The organism is Nonomuraea mangrovi (assembly GCF_042681425.1).
Taxonomy (GTDB): domain Bacteria; phylum Actinomycetota; class Actinomycetes; order Streptosporangiales; family Streptosporangiaceae; genus Nonomuraea; species Nonomuraea mangrovi.
The window spans coordinates 148,707-162,179 of the sequence record NZ_JBHUFV010000047.1 but is presented as its reverse complement, the minus strand read 5'-3'; the positions used below and the strand labels follow the sequence as shown (position 1 = coordinate 162,179).

The following is a 13,473-nucleotide window of genomic DNA, read 5'->3' as shown; positions in this document are numbered from 1 at the left end:
CGCGACCGGTCCGGCTGTTCGCGATCAGTCCGGCGCGGGGAGGTCGTACACGGTGACCGGGATGCCGCGCTCGACCAGGCGCCGGGTGATGATCGGCTCGATCAGGTCCCAGCTGCCTCCCGCCAGCCCGGCGCCGATGCGCGGCATGTGCACGCTCGCGCCCAGCTCCACGGCATGCGACGCGAGCGCCTCCAAACAGCGATCGAGAGCGTCGTATCTGATCGGCGGGCCTTCCTCGGTCGCCCGGACACCGTGCTGGCCGATCATGTTCGCCACCCACAGCTCCGCCTCCACCTCGACCAGTCGCACCGCGCCCAGCGCGAAGCCCTCACCGGAGCGGTGCCAGGCACGGTAACCGTCCTCCGGCTCCGGCCAACGCGCGGAGAGCGCGAGGACGAAGCCCCGGCCCCAGCGACCGAGGTCGTTGCACACGTGGCAGATGATCTTCGGGCCTTCGCCGAGGGGTGAGGTCGCGTCCCCGGTCACGTAGGAAAGCACAGGACCGACGCTACGCCGGACCACCGACAAGAACGCGTGTGGCGGAACCCGCCGGCGTGTCAACGAGAGTCGTCATCGCGGACGCCCGACCTGGGTCTTCAAGGTGGTGGCGTCGCCCGGCGAGAGTCGTCACCGCGGACGCCCGACTTGGGTCTCCAAGGCGGCGGCGTCGCCCGGCGAGAGTCGTCATCGCGGACGCCGACCAGGATCTCCAAGGCGGCGACGTCGCCCAGCGCACGCGGCCGACGCCGACTGTCCCTACGCGCTCAGCGGTCGCCGATGGGATAGCGCCAGCCTCCCGACGCGGAGGTGAGCACCTGGGCGGTCGCGGGGAACAGCGGCTCAGGCAGTTGCTCGGGGGCGAACCACTGCCACGAGGCGAACACCTCCGGCTCGGTGACCCGCGCGGCGGTACGGCCGGCGGTCATCGCCACGGCCGCCGTCACGCGTGCCGTACCTTCATGGCTGTCCACGATCACGGCGGTGACCAGCGGCCGTACCGCGTCATGGATGCCGGTCTCCTCGGCGAGTTCCCGTACGGCCGCCGCCTCGAAGGACTCTCCAGGCTCGACGGCGCCGCCGGGCAGGCACCACGACGGCTCCTCACCTGACTTGATCCGCTCACCCAGGAGAATCCGGCCGTCCGAATCGACGAGCACGACGCCGACGCCGATGATCCCCATCAGCGCGTTCCCCGAACGGGGAGGCGGAAGCCCTGGCTGCCGGAGGCGACGCGGGCGGCCAGAGCGGGATCTTCGGCCCGGGCGGGGGCGAGTTCGAGAAGCGGACGGCCCGCGGTCTCGGTCGCGGGGAGCCATCCGGGTTCGGGATGCGGACGGCCCGCGGTCTCGGTCGCGGGGAGCCATCCGAGTTCGGGGCGTCCGGCGATCCGCTCGATCCAATCCACGAGGAGCCAGTCTACGGCGAACCCAACTTCGCCTCGCGGGCCCGACGGCCGGCCGCCGATCAGGGGGAGTCCGCAGGCGGACTTCCGTTGGGCCACACGCAGGTTGAGGTCGACGCGAGATACAGGTCGTCACCCTCGGCCCAGACCAGGGCGAGCAGGAAGCCATCGGGGCGTGACTCGCCATGGACGGTGGGGGCGCCATCGTGGAAGCCGCCCGTAGCGGTGATCACATGACCCCGCTTCTCCCAGTAGGCCTGGACCTGCCGGGCGATGTTCATGTTGTCCGCTCGGGGTAGGTCGCGTAGCCAGTAGGCGCGATAGATCACTAGCTGATTCTCCGATTTTCCCTGGTCGAGGCAGGTGTGCGGAGCGACTGACGAAGGAAGCAGTTCCAGACGGGGTTGGGGTGTCAACGCTGCGGCGGTCTCGCGGATCAGCTGCTCAACTCGGTCGAGAGCCTGGGCCTGGGTCATCGTGGGCTGGTTCACGGTGCATCCCGTCAGGAGGAGGGAGAGGGCGAGGAGGAGGGCTCGGGGCAACGGTGGATCACCTCTGGAAGCGCGATGACAGGTCGGGGGCCAGTTCGGGCATCAGGAGCTCTGGCCGATCGTTGAGTGGCTCAGGAGTGGCGATCTTGTCGTACTGGCCGTTGATGATGCGAGCCATGTTCGTCAAGGAGACGGACATCGGGTTCCAGTAGCTGCTGTGGGCGGCGGTGTAGAGGTCGCGTTCGACGGGGAAGCGTCGGGCGCCGAAGGCGGCGTGTCCGGGGTCGGCACCGAATCGGCCCAGCGCGGCGACGGGGTCGTTGCCCGCTTCGCCGACCCAGACGTGGGCGGGGTCGATGCCGAGGCGGCCGGCGTGGTCGACGCCGACGCCGGGGCTGCCCACGAAGATGAGGTCGTCGGCCAGCCGTCCTGGCCGGAGGAGGGCCGCGTGGCCGGTGGTGAGGGAGCCGTAGCTGTGGCCGACGATGACGCTGCGAGCCGTACTGGAGGGCTGGTGGGAGGCGCGCAGGCCGTCGGTGAAGGCCGCCAGCGCGGCGCCGCCTTTGGTCGCGGCGTGCTGGAAGGCGACCGACGTGCCTGGCTCGAACACGCCTGGGTCTATCTGGGGTGCGTCGTAGCCGAGCCAGGTGATCGAGGCGACGGTCCTGCCGCCGCTGGAGGAGGCGGCCTGTTGCCACAGGGCGCGGGAGCGGTGCAGGTCGCCATGGGCGGCGTCCAGTCCTGAGGTGAGGCCGGACACGGAGGTGACCGTCGTGCCGGCCATGTCCGGGTCGCCCCATGAGACGATCAGCCGGCCCTGTCCCAGCAGGTCGAAGGCCAATAGGAGGGGTGGCGGGTTTCCAGGGACGGGCTGGAGTTCCCTTTCGATGAGCTCGATACGGCGGAGCCGATGGGCGACGCGTTCCCAGGTGCCGAGCAGCAGAGGGTCGCGGGCCCGGAGGAGTTCGGCGGTGGCGGTGTCGCGTTCGCGCGTCAGCCGGGTCTTCTCCGCTGCGAGCATGCGCCGGTTCGCCTGATCGCGGAAGGTCGCGGGAAGGCCGTTGAGGAGTCCGGCGCCGGCCGCGTCGATGAAGTGCTCTCGTGTCTCGGCGGCGAGGGCCTGCCACCAGGCGTTCACGCGTGCGGCAAGGCCGGGGTCCTGCGCCTGTTCCTGTACGGCGAGCAGCCGGGCGATCGCGGAGTTCTCGCCGGCGGCGATGCGGGACAGGAGCGCTCCGGCGCCCGCCGGGTCGGTGGCGTGTGTGCCGAACAGGCCGTAGGCGGCGATCCCTGAGGGGAGCATGGCGCCGGGGACGGTTCGGCGGATCTGGGCCAGTCTCCGCCGGAGGTCGCTGGTCTGCGTGCCGGCCCATGCGGCGATCCGGCCGATCGTGTGGCCCGGGTGGGTGGGCAGCCCGTGCGCGGACAGTTCGGCGGCGATGCGGGAGGCGGCGGCGGTCAGAGCGTGCGCGCCGTGGTCCAGGCAGGTCGTCAGGGCGGTCATGGCCTGCGGGTCGATGCCGTGGAAGCCTCCTGGAGCGGCGCTCACGGTCGTGATCGACGAGGTGAGAGTGGGGACGGGCGGGTGCGGTCCGCCCTGCCGTACGACGAGATCCGCGAGGGCGTGCACGGCGGCGGCCAGCGCCGACTGCAGGGCGGAGCGCCGGTGAGCGAGCTCGGCGGCGAAGGCGGGAGCGCCGCCGCCGACCCATGCGTGCGTGCGCGAGAGCCGCGCCGCCGGGTCGAGGTCGGCGTGGTGCTCGGCTGCGAGTGCCGCCACTCGTCCGAACGCCGCCTGGGCTGCGTCGTGATCGGCCATGACGCGGTTCAGGATGTCAGGGCAGGTGGCGGCCGGTCAGGGGTTCGGCGGCTCGCGCAGGTTTCTCCGGTAGGCGGTCTTCTGAGGTCTACGCCGGGTTCTGACTGGTGTGAATTGGGTCTTGTAAGGGCGTCGTCATACCTCTACGATCGGCCAATCCTTAGGAAACTTTCCTATAAGAAGGAGTGAGCTGAGGTGCTCAGGCAACGGATCATGGCGCCCTTCGCGGTCATCGCGCTGATGGTGGGGGTGCTCACCGCCGTCCTTCCGGCGACCTCCGCCTCCGCCGCCGACTGCGCCGCCGCGTGGAGCTCGTCGGCCGTCTACAACGGCGGTGCGAAGGTCTCCCACAACGGGCGCAACTGGTCGGCCAAGTGGTGGACGCAGAACGAGGTGCCCGGTACCACGGACGTCTGGGCCGACCAGGGTGCCTGCGGCGGCGGTGGGACGACGCCGCCTCCCTCCACGTGCAGTCACCCGAACTGGCTCGCCGGGCAGTGGTACGCCACCGGCAGCATCGTGCGCTACACCGACGGCAAGTACTACATCGCCGAACACGACAATCCGGGTTACGACCCGACGATCAGCACGTGGTACTGGGACCCGTACACCTGCGGGGGCACCACCCCCACGGATCCGCCGCCGTCACCGGGAGGGTTCGTCGTCACCGAGGCGCAGTTCGGCCAGATGTTCCCCAGCCGGAACTCCTTCTACAGCTACAGCGGGCTGACCAGTGCCATGAGCGCCTTCCCCGCCTTCGCCAAGACCGGCAGCGACACCGTGAGGAAGCAGGAGGCCGCCGCCTTCCTCGCCAACGTCAACCACGAGACCGGCGGGCTCGTCCACATCGTGGAGCAGAACACCGCCAACTACCCGCACTACTGCGACTCCTCCCAGCCCTACGGCTGCCCCGCCGGGCAGGCCGCCTACTACGGTCGCGGCCCGATCCAGCTGAGCTGGAACTTCAACTACAAGGCCGCGGGCGACGCGCTCGGCCTCAACCTGCTGCAGGACCCGTGGCGGGTCGAGCGGGAGTCGGCCGTGGCGTGGAAGACCGGGCTCTGGTACTGGATGACCCAGAACGGCCCCGGCACGATGACCGCCCACAACGCCATGGTCAACGGCCACGGGTTCGGCCAGACGATCCGCAGCATCAACGGCAGCCTGGAGTGCAACGGCGGCAACCCCGCGCAGGTCCAGAGCCGGATCAACGCCTACCAGCGCTTCACCCAGATCCTCGGCGTGCCGACCGGCGGCAACCTCAGCTGCTGACGGTGCTCCATGCGGCCCCGGCTCGGCATCGCGGGCCGGGGTCAGGCCGTCCACCTGTAGTGGGCGTCGGGAAGGCCTTCCTCGTTCTCGTTGCCCGTCGCGACCAGGGTGAACCCGTGGCGCTCGTAGAAGCGGATCGCGCCGCCGTTCGCCTGGAAGACGTGAAGGTCGAGGGTGGACATGCCCTGCCTGGCCCGCTCCAGCAGCGCGGTCCCGACACCCGCGCCCTGTGCCGCGGGGGCGAGGTAGAGATGCTCCAGCCACCCTTCCCGCACCGCGGCGAACCCGACGACGCGAGTGCCTGCGCAGGCCACCCACACCTCGTGTGACGGGAGCACCAGGTTGGCGATCCACCACCTGGTCTCCTCGTCGGTGTGCAGCCGCGGCAGGTAGGTCATCTCGGCGCGAGCGGCGAGGAACGCGTCGGCGATCGGCTCGGCGTCGCCCGCCGACGCCTCCCTGAGCGTCACGCCGGCGCCTTCCACGCGATCGGACGCACCGACACCGACACCACCTCCGGGATGGAGATCTCCGAAGTCCGCGCGTCTCAAGGCCGTGCGGCCGGAGTCCTCGGGTCCCGAGCTCGCGTGATCCGAGGCCGTTTGATCCGGGACCGTGTGGACCAAGCCCGCGTGATCCGAGGCCGCGTGATCCGGGTGGCCGGTCGTCATGCGAGCGCTTCCCGCGCGGCCATGAGCGCGAAGCCGAGCAGGTTCTGCCCCTGCCAGGTCGCGGGTGAGGCGGCCCTGGCGTCGGAGGCGACCAGCCCGATGCCCCAGATCCTGTCGTGCGGGCTGGCCTCGACGAGGACGCGTCCGGCGGTGCCCAGGAGGAACCGCTTCAGCGCGTCGTGCTGTCCGAACTTGGCGACGGACCCGCGCACCACGATGTCGAACCTGTGCGCGTTCCACGTCTGCTCGTCGAAGCCCCTGACGGTACGGCCGAGCTTCTTGGCCTCGCCGGGGTGCCCGGCGGACAGGATGGCCGAAGCGGCGTCGTCGTCGCCGAACAGCCACGCCTTGTGCGCCATCATGTAGTGCTCGGCGGAGGCGAAGGCGTGGCCGTCCTCGGTGAAGGTGATGGGCCACCACTGGCTGAGGCAGCCGGGGCCGATGCCGCCGTCGCGGGCGGGCTGGTGGCCCCAGAAGTACAGGTAGCGGAGGGCCTGCCCGGCCTGTTCGGCGGCGATGAGCTCGTCAAGGCTGTGGAGGGACACGCTCACACCGTGCCACAGCCGGCCGGCGGATCACCAGCCGATATCGGCGCAGAGCAGGTTCACCGTACGGCCTGGCCGGCCCCGACCGTACGGCCGGCGCGACCGTCACGGGCCGAACGCGACGCCGGTGAGCTCGCCCGGCAGGTCGCGGTGGACGGCCTCGACGAGCAGCGACAGCCGGTCGCCGCCCGCGGGGTCGAACCAGGCGGCGGGCAGGGTGAGCAGCTCGGGATCGCCGCCGCTCATGGCGGGTCGCGGCTCGCCCGGTAGCCAGAGCCTGCCGACGACGTGGCCGTTGAACCAGGCGGTCACCTTCGTCCGCGTCCCGGTGATCCTGGCGGTCCAGGTGCGTCCGGCGAACGCGGTGACGTCGGCGTGCAGCCAGCCGAGTTCGCCGGGGGCCAGCCGTACGGGGAGGTGGGTCTGCTCGCCTGGAAGGGTTCGGGTGGCGGCCTGCCACAGCGTGGCCTCCTCGCCGGAGACCGCGGACCAGCCGGTGGCGCGGCGGCCTTCCAGCAGGACGGGCTCGCCCGCGCTGTCGGCGGGCCCGCGGCGCAGGGTGAGTTCGAGGCGGGCGGGCACGCCTGGCCGCAGCCACGGTGTGAGGTCGGCGTATGGGTCGTGCGGGTTGAGCACGCCGAGGTCGGCGCCGTCGAGGCGGACCTCGACGTGCGCGGTCACGCCGTCCAGGTGCAGCACCCAGGTGTCGCAACCGGGGTCGGGGAGCAGGTCGGTGACGTAGCGGGTGGTGTCGGGGCGGTGCGCGGTGATCCAGGAGCCCCACGCGACCACGGGAGCGGGGGCGGCGCCGATCCGCGGTCCGCCGTCGACGGGGTGCAGCCGCCACGGTCCGAGCGGTCTGGCAGAGCGGACGGCGGTGACCGCGTCGAAGCCGCGTTGCGCGCCGAGTCTGAGCGCGGGCAGGCGGGCGTCGTCGAAGTTCGAATGTCCCCAGATCTCGGTCCGGACCTCCAGGGCGCCTCCCTCTGCACCGGGGAGCCGGGCGAAGCCGCCGCCGGGGACGACGGTGCCCAGGAATTGTCCGCCCACGCGCAGGGAGAGCACGTCGGAACCGCTGTGGATCAGGTAGGAGTCGGCGGACTCGGCCTCGGCGGCGTACCAGGTGTAGCCGCGGTAGGCGCCCAGCCTTTCCGGACGGACCGGTGCGTCGCCGAGCGGGGCAGGCTCCGCCCCTCGCGACCGCTCGGGAGGGAAGAAAAAGCGGTTGCGGGTGAAAGGTGAATGCCGGGATGCTTTCTCCGTGAACGACGGCCGAATGCGCCAGAAGGCTCGCGCACGACGTTAGGGAGTCAAAGCGCGAGCCGTCGTGGAATGTCCATTCCGGGGCGGTTTTTTCGTTTCACAGCGGGTGGGGGCGCTGGTTGTGCCCGGCGGTTTCATAAGCCGCGGCAGGCGGGTTCGATTCCCGCACCCGCTACCGGGACCGCGCGGCGATCAGCACCGCGGACAGCGCGTACGGCGGCGCCTGGCGTGGACCGTCCGCGGCGCGCAGACCGACAGCGAGGCGTCGCTGGTCAGGATGGCGAGCTCCAGGCGGCGAAGCTCCGCGCCCGGCTCCAGCCCGAGATCGCGGGCGAGGATGTGCCTGCCCGTCCGGTAGACCTCCAGTGCCTCGGCCTGGCGTCCCGCGCGGTAGAGGGCGAGCATGAGTTGGCCGCGGAAGCGCTCCTGCAACGGATGTTCGTCCACCAGGACCGAGAGCCTGCCGATGAGGTCGGTGTGCCGGCGTAGCCGCAGGTCGGCGTCCATGCAGTCGCCGAGCGCCGACAGGCGTTCCTCGTTGAGCCTGGTCGCCTCGTGATGGAGCAGCGGAAGATCCTCCAGCCCCTCCAGGGCGGGCCCGCGCCACAGCGAGAGCGCGGCGTGCAGGAGCTCGCTCGCCTGGGCGACCCTGCCCGAGGTCAGCGCCTGTCTGCCCTGATGGGCCAGGGTCTCGAAGCGCCGGGCGTCGAGGGCGACCGGCGGGATGTCGAGCGTGTACCCCTGGACGCGGTGAACGATGGCGTCGGCCGCGCCGAGCGTGCGCCGCAGCCGGTGCAGATGGAGCCTGAGGCGTTTGACGCCCTGGTCGCCGGCCTCCTGGCCCCACAGCGAGTCGACGAGCACGTCGCTGTGGACGACCCTGCCCGCCTGGCAGAGCAGCAGGGCCAGCAGCGCCTGCTGCTTGCCGGACCTGACCGGTAAGGGGCGATCGTCCTTTATGACATCGAGCGCGCCCAGAATTCGAAATTCCATGGCGCTCAAGAGCTTTTCCACGAAGGGAGGATAGAAGCGCGGATCGAGAAATGGAGGAGAAACCGAAGAGAAATCCTCCGAACCCACACTCAAGCGAGAAGTCACCGGCCTCGCGGGCTTAAAACCCACCAAGAGAGGGAATGTCATGAAAAAGGCCTGGTTTGTGCCGGTTGCGGTCGGCCTCATCGCCGCCTTCCCAGCCACCTCGACCGCCGCGCGGAAGCCGGCCGACCCCACCACGCCGCCGCGTCCACCCGCGTCGCAGCCCGCTCAGGGAGCCGAGGAACCCCACGCGCACGGCGCCCCGCTGCGGGCCGACGTCGACCGGCCCAAGCCGGGGAAGGCGCGGCCACTCCCGAAGGCCCCCCAGGGCGCGATCACCGTCGACGAGGGTCTCAAGGCGGTCGAGCAGGGCGGCAGGACGGCAGCGGAAAGCCCGGCGGCGGCCGATCCGGGTGCTCAGGCGCTCGCCGCGACGGGCGGGAAGGTCGCGCTCAGGGCACTGGTCGTCGCCGTCGACGCGGACGACTTTGGCCTGGCCACCTGGAAGGCCGCCCTCGACAGGGTCGGCATGCCGTACGACGTGGTGGAGAGCAGGTCGCAGCCGCTTCCCTCCCTGGTGAGGCAGGACGGCATCGGCAGGTACAACGCGGTCCTGCTGACCAACAACTCGCTCCTCCACGACGGCGGCAACGGGTTCGTGAGCGGGCTCGACGCCGAAGAGTGGAACGCGCTGTGGGCCTACGAGCGTGACTTCCAGGTCAGGCAGGTCTCGCTGTACACCGCCTACGGGACCTTCCCCGAGGACTACTGCCTGCGTCAGGGAAGCGAGGGCGGGATCGGCGCGACACCCGCCAACGCCACGCTCACGCCGGCCGGCGCGGCCGTCTTCGACCACCTCAAGGGCACGGTCCCGATCAGCCTGTCCTACGTCTACCGCAGCGTCGTCCAGCAGGGCTGCCAGGCCGACCCGATCCTGACCATGGGCAACGACGTGCTGGGCGTCAGGAGCACCTCGGCCGACGGCCGCGAGCGGATGGCGCTGACGTTCACCTCGAACCAGTACCTCCCGCAGGCCGACCTGCTCACCTACGGCCTGCTGCGATGGGCGACCAGGGGTGTGATGCTGGGAGAGCGCCGCCACTACCTCAACGTGGACGTCGACGACTGGTTCTCGTACACCTCGCACCTCAGGACCAACGGCACGGTCGACGACAACCCCGGCTTCAGGATCAGCCGCAACGACGCCGACGGCACCTACAACCAGCAGCAGAACTTCCGCGCCGCCAACCCGCTCGCCGCGAACTTCAAGCTCAACGTGGCCTACAACGGCGAGGGCGCCAACCCCGGCGCGCCCAAGACCTGCCTGCTCACCCTGCTCAGCCCCGACCCGCTGACCAGCTACTCCAGGTGCAGGGCGACCGCGTTCACGTGGATCAACCACACCTTCACCCACCCGAAGATGAACACCACCGACTACCAGACCAGCTACAACGAGATCGTCGACAACCTCACCAGGGCCCAGCAGCTCGGGCTGAGCGTCGACAGGACCGTGCTGAAGACGGGCGAGTACTCGGGCCTCGGCGTCTACCATCCCGATCCCGCCAACGACATCGACCCGCCCACCGACCACGGCCTCGCCGCGTCCAACCCCAACCTGCTCCAGGCGGCCAAGGCGGCGGGTGTGAAGTACCTGCACGGCAACATGTCGTTCGCCAGCCACCGGCCGGCGTGCTTCAACTGCGGGACCCACCACCCGCTCGAGCCGTCGCTGCTGGTCGTGCCCGACTGGCCGACCAACGTGGCCTACCACGTGACGACGCCCGCCGAGCAGACCTACTTCTACAACTCCTACTACGGGCCGAACGGCAAGTTCCCCTACTGGCCGACGAACCAGACCTACACCCAGATCGTGGGGCACGAGAGCGACGTCGCCCTCCAGCACGTCATGTCGGGCTCGGTCTACACGCACACCTTCCACCAGGGCAACCTGCGCGGGACGCCCAACCTGGTCTTCGACTGGCTCAACGCCGTGATGACCAAGTACAAGGGCTACTACAAGGTGCCCGTGCTCACCCCGACCTGGACCGAGCTGGCCGCCTACGTCGAGGCGCGCAACGCCCACTTCGCCGCGCTCCAGCACGTCGACGCCGTCTTCGACAAGCAGGCGGCCACGATCACCTTCACCTCGGACACGGCGGGCGGCGTGTTCGCCACCAACGCCGACGCGAACGCCGTGCCGTACGGGACGGACAAGGTCGCCAGGATCGCGCTCACGCCCGGCACGCCGGTGACGGTCCCCGCGAGCGTGCGCCCGTGAGAGTGACGCTCGTCTCCGAGGGCACCTACCCGTTCGCCATGGGGGGTGTGAGCGTCTGGATGGACCAGCTCATCCGCGGCATGCCGGACTACCGCTGGGACGTCGTGACGCTCACCGTGGACGGGGCAGAACGCTCGGTGTGGGACAGGCCGGGCAACCTCGACAGGGTGACCGCGGTACCGCTGTGGCGGCAGCAGGCCAGGAGGCCCGCGCCCGTCCCGCTGGCTTACGAGGAGTTCCTGCGGCTCATCCTCACCCCCGCGGTGATGGGGGAGGGGAGCCGCGGGTTCCTCACGGCGCTGCGGGAGCTGTCCCAGTGCGCGGACCTGCTCGGCGCGCTGACCGGCGAGCGGGCTCTCACCCTGCTGATGGACCGCTGGTACGGCCACCGCATGGACGGCATCAACCTGGCCGACGCGATCACCGCCGCGCACCTGCTCGGGCACATGCTGCGTCCCCTGACCGAGCCTCCCGTCCGCACCGACCTGACGCACGTGGCGATGAACGGCCTGTCGATGCTGGTCGCGATGGCGGCCAAATGGCGGTACGGCACGCCGATCGTGCTGTCGGAGCACGGCGTCTACCTGCGTGAGCGGTACCTGCAGTACCTCACGGAGCCCGCCTCGCATGCCGTGCGGGTGCTGTTGCTGAGCTTCTTCAGGCGGCTGGCCGGCGCGTCGTACGCGATCGCCGACCGGATCGCCCCGCACTCCTCCTACAACAAGCGCTGGCAGCTCAAGGGCGGCGCCGACGACGAACGGATCAGGGTGATGTACAACGGCGTCGACCCCGCCGACTTCCCCGTCGCGACGAGCGAGCCGGACCGGCCCACGCTGGTGTTCATGGGCAGGATCGACCCGCTCAAGGACATCCACACGTTGATCCGCGCCTTCGCCGTCATCCGCGACAAGCTGCCCGACGCGCGGTTACGCATCTTCGGCGGCGTGCCGGAGGGCAACGAGTCCTACCACGCGAGCTGCGTGGCGCTCACCGCCGAGCTGGACCTCGACGCGTCGGTGGTCTTCGAGGGCAGGGTCGCGATGCCCCTGGAGGCCTACCACGCGGGCCACGTCGTGGCGCTGACGAGCATCTCCGAGGGCTTCCCCTACACCGTGGTCGAGGCGATGGCCTGCGGCAGGCCCGTGGTGTGCACGAACGTGGGCGGCGTCTCCGAGGCGGTGGCGGGCGCGGGCTACGTCGTCGCGCCGCGCGACCACCGGGCGGTCGCAGAGGCGGCGCTGAAGCTGCTGACCGACGGGCCGCTCAGGCGCAGGCTCGGCACGCTGGCCAGGCTCCGCGTCATGGAGCGCTTCACGTTGAGGCAGTCGCTGGCCGACTACCGGGGCGTCTATGAGGAAGTCGTGGCATGAAGATCATCATCGAGCCGCTCGACGAGCTGATGGAGCAGCTGCGCCCCCGGCTCTCCCAGGCGGTCGAGCCGCTGCAGGTCGCCGCCGCGCTGGAGTCGGAAGGGCTCAACGACAAGCTGGCGCGCGAGCGCTACGGGCACCCGGACGTCTTCTCGCTGGCCGAGGCCGTCTACGCCAGGCTCATCAGGGACGAGCCCGAGCCTGCGCCCATCGAGCTCCCCGTGGCGGCGTGGCGTTCGCTCGTGCACGGGCCGCTCTACGCGATGCCGGCCGCGTTGCTGCCCGCCGTCACCGCGCTGATCGGCGTGCGGTGGCTCATGCCAGGGCTGGTCGTCACGACCGGAATCGGCTGGGTGCTCGGCTCGGTGCTGTCACGGATCGCCTACGGCCTGACAGGGCGCGGCTCGCCTGGCTCGGCGGCCAGGACGCTGCGGTGGGGGCTCGTTGCGGGCGTGGTCCTGGCCGGCGGCGCGGCCACCCTGTGGGACGGGCCGATGTCGCTGGTCCTGCTGGCCGTGACCCAGCTGACGTTCCAGATCTGCTCGGGGATCCTGCTGTTCTACCGGCGCGAGGGCCTGCTCGCGCTCCTCATGCTGCCTGGCACAGGCGCGGGCCTGCTCTACGTGGTGGTCGGACACCCGCTGGCGGCGCTGGCGGCGGTGACGCTGGGCGTGGCGTCGATCGGCGCGGTCGCCTGCGCCGCCATCCTGCTGACCAGGCCTTCGCGGCACGACGGGCGGCCACGGCTCGACGGGGACCTGGGTGTCGCCGCCCTCTACAGCGGGCTGACCGCGGCCTTCCTGCTCCAGGCCGAGGCCGCCTACGTGGTGGACAGGCCCGACCTGGCGCTCACCGGGGCCGGGCTCGTGCTCGGGATGGGCGTGCTGGAGTGGCAGGCGCACCGGTTCGACTCGGCGGTGCGCGGCGTGATCAGGCAGGTCTGCTATCCGGCCGAGTTCACCGCGCAGGGCCACCGGCTGCTCGTGCGCGGGCTCGGCGGATCCATCGCGGCGCTGGCCGTGCTCACCGCCGTGCCGGTCGCGTTCACGCAGGTGAGCCTGCCGGTCGTGGTGATGGCCGCGGCGCACGTCGTGCTCGGCGGTGCCTACTTCATGGCGTTCCTGCTGGCCAACCAGGGCAGGCTGGTCGAGCTCTGCCTCGCGCAGGGCGCGGCGCTGCTGCTGCACCCCGGCGCCGGCCTGCTGCTGCCGGAGAGCGTGCTGGGTGACGTGCTGCTGTTCCTGGCGGCCGCGCTGCTGTTCCTGTCCGTTCTGCTGGCCCTGATGTCGCACGGCCTCAGGGACGTCTGGCACTACCGCTGAAGGGG

13 protein-coding genes and 1 tRNA gene are annotated in these 13,473 nt (G+C 70.8%); 5 read left to right on the top strand and 9 right to left on the bottom strand.

Annotation, left to right across the window (positions count from 1 at the left end; translation table 11 throughout):
- Positions 1 to 24 precede the first annotated feature (24 nt).
- The 5 genes from ACFSKW_RS30845 to ACFSKW_RS30825 all read right to left on the bottom strand — a co-directional run bounded on the left by ACFSKW_RS30845 (position 25) and on the right by ACFSKW_RS30825 (position 3,712).
- Positions 25 to 498 (bottom strand): macro domain-containing protein, encoded by a 474-nt coding sequence (locus ACFSKW_RS30845; RefSeq protein WP_379575989.1) that lies wholly within the window; start codon positions 496 to 498, stop codon positions 25 to 27.
- A 266-nt stretch (positions 499 to 764) separates the two neighbouring features.
- On the bottom strand, positions 765 to 1,181 hold the full coding sequence (locus ACFSKW_RS30840; RefSeq protein WP_379575988.1) for a nucleotide triphosphate diphosphatase NUDT15: 417 nt from the start codon (positions 1,179 to 1,181) through the stop codon (positions 765 to 767).
- Complete coding sequence (locus tag ACFSKW_RS30835) at positions 1,181 to 1,405, bottom strand: hypothetical protein (protein ID WP_379575987.1); 225 nt, start codon at positions 1,403 to 1,405, stop codon at positions 1,181 to 1,183. Before ACFSKW_RS30835 ends, ACFSKW_RS30840 begins: the two co-directional genes overlap by 1 nt.
- A gap of 59 nt (positions 1,406 to 1,464) precedes the next feature.
- Positions 1,465 to 1,893, bottom strand: coding sequence for a hypothetical protein (locus tag ACFSKW_RS30830; protein WP_379575986.1), 429 nt, complete (start codon positions 1,891 to 1,893; stop codon positions 1,465 to 1,467).
- A 58-nt stretch (positions 1,894 to 1,951) separates the two neighbouring features.
- Complete coding sequence (locus ACFSKW_RS30825; protein WP_379575985.1) at positions 1,952 to 3,712, bottom strand: alpha/beta hydrolase; 1,761 nt, start codon at positions 3,710 to 3,712, stop codon at positions 1,952 to 1,954.
- Between the two features lie 213 nt (positions 3,713 to 3,925).
- Between ACFSKW_RS30825 and ACFSKW_RS30820 the strand changes: the two genes are divergently transcribed.
- Positions 3,926 to 4,984 (top strand): glycoside hydrolase family 19 protein, encoded by a 1,059-nt coding sequence (locus ACFSKW_RS30820; RefSeq protein WP_379576326.1) that lies wholly within the window; start codon positions 3,926 to 3,928, stop codon positions 4,982 to 4,984.
- Positions 4,985 to 5,025: 41 nt separating this feature from the next.
- On the opposite strand, the gene ACFSKW_RS30815 is transcribed toward ACFSKW_RS30820, so the two are convergent.
- The 3 genes from ACFSKW_RS30815 to ACFSKW_RS30805 all read right to left on the bottom strand — a co-directional run bounded on the left by ACFSKW_RS30815 (position 5,026) and on the right by ACFSKW_RS30805 (position 7,250).
- The gene (locus tag ACFSKW_RS30815; RefSeq protein WP_379575984.1) at positions 5,026 to 5,454 is read right to left on the bottom strand and encodes a GNAT family N-acetyltransferase; all 429 of its coding nucleotides are present in this window, start codon (positions 5,452 to 5,454) and stop codon (positions 5,026 to 5,028) included.
- 197 nt (positions 5,455 to 5,651) lie between these two features.
- Positions 5,652 to 6,200 carry an NADAR family protein gene (locus ACFSKW_RS30810; protein ID WP_379575983.1) on the bottom strand — a complete coding sequence of 183 codons (549 nt, stop codon included), beginning with the start codon at positions 6,198 to 6,200 and terminating at the stop codon, positions 5,652 to 5,654.
- Between the two features lie 105 nt (positions 6,201 to 6,305).
- Positions 6,306 to 7,250 carry a hypothetical protein gene (locus ACFSKW_RS30805; protein WP_379575982.1) on the bottom strand — a complete coding sequence of 315 codons (945 nt, stop codon included), beginning with the start codon at positions 7,248 to 7,250 and terminating at the stop codon, positions 6,306 to 6,308.
- 314 nt (positions 7,251 to 7,564) lie between these two features.
- Between ACFSKW_RS30805 and ACFSKW_RS30800 the strand changes: the two genes are divergently transcribed.
- Positions 7,565 to 7,638: transfer RNA gene (locus ACFSKW_RS30800), tRNA-Met, on the top strand.
- Positions 7,639 to 7,655: 17 nt separating this feature from the next.
- Here the strand turns inward: ACFSKW_RS30800 and ACFSKW_RS30795 are convergent.
- Positions 7,656 to 8,477 carry an AfsR/SARP family transcriptional regulator gene (locus tag ACFSKW_RS30795; RefSeq protein WP_379575981.1) on the bottom strand — a complete coding sequence of 274 codons (822 nt, stop codon included), beginning with the start codon at positions 8,475 to 8,477 and terminating at the stop codon, positions 7,656 to 7,658.
- Positions 8,478 to 8,601: 124 nt separating this feature from the next.
- Here ACFSKW_RS30795 and ACFSKW_RS30790 point away from each other — a divergent pair, with 124 nt between their 5' ends.
- Genes ACFSKW_RS30790 through ACFSKW_RS30780 form a run of 3 tightly spaced genes read left to right on the top strand, consistent with a single transcriptional unit; the run spans position 8,602 to position 13,468 of the window.
- Positions 8,602 to 10,776, top strand: coding sequence for an Agd3-related carbohydrate deacetylase (locus ACFSKW_RS30790; protein ID WP_379575980.1), 2,175 nt, complete (start codon positions 8,602 to 8,604; stop codon positions 10,774 to 10,776).
- A complete protein-coding gene (gene pelF, locus ACFSKW_RS30785) occupies positions 10,773 to 12,146 on the top strand; it encodes a GT4 family glycosyltransferase PelF (RefSeq protein ID WP_379575979.1) in 1,374 nt (457 codons plus the stop codon). The genes ACFSKW_RS30790 and pelF overlap by 4 nt, the downstream gene beginning before the upstream one ends.
- A complete protein-coding gene (locus ACFSKW_RS30780) occupies positions 12,143 to 13,468 on the top strand; it encodes a hypothetical protein (RefSeq protein ID WP_379575978.1) in 1,326 nt (441 codons plus the stop codon). The genes pelF and ACFSKW_RS30780 overlap by 4 nt, the downstream gene beginning before the upstream one ends.
- Positions 13,469 to 13,473: the final 5 nt, after the last annotated feature.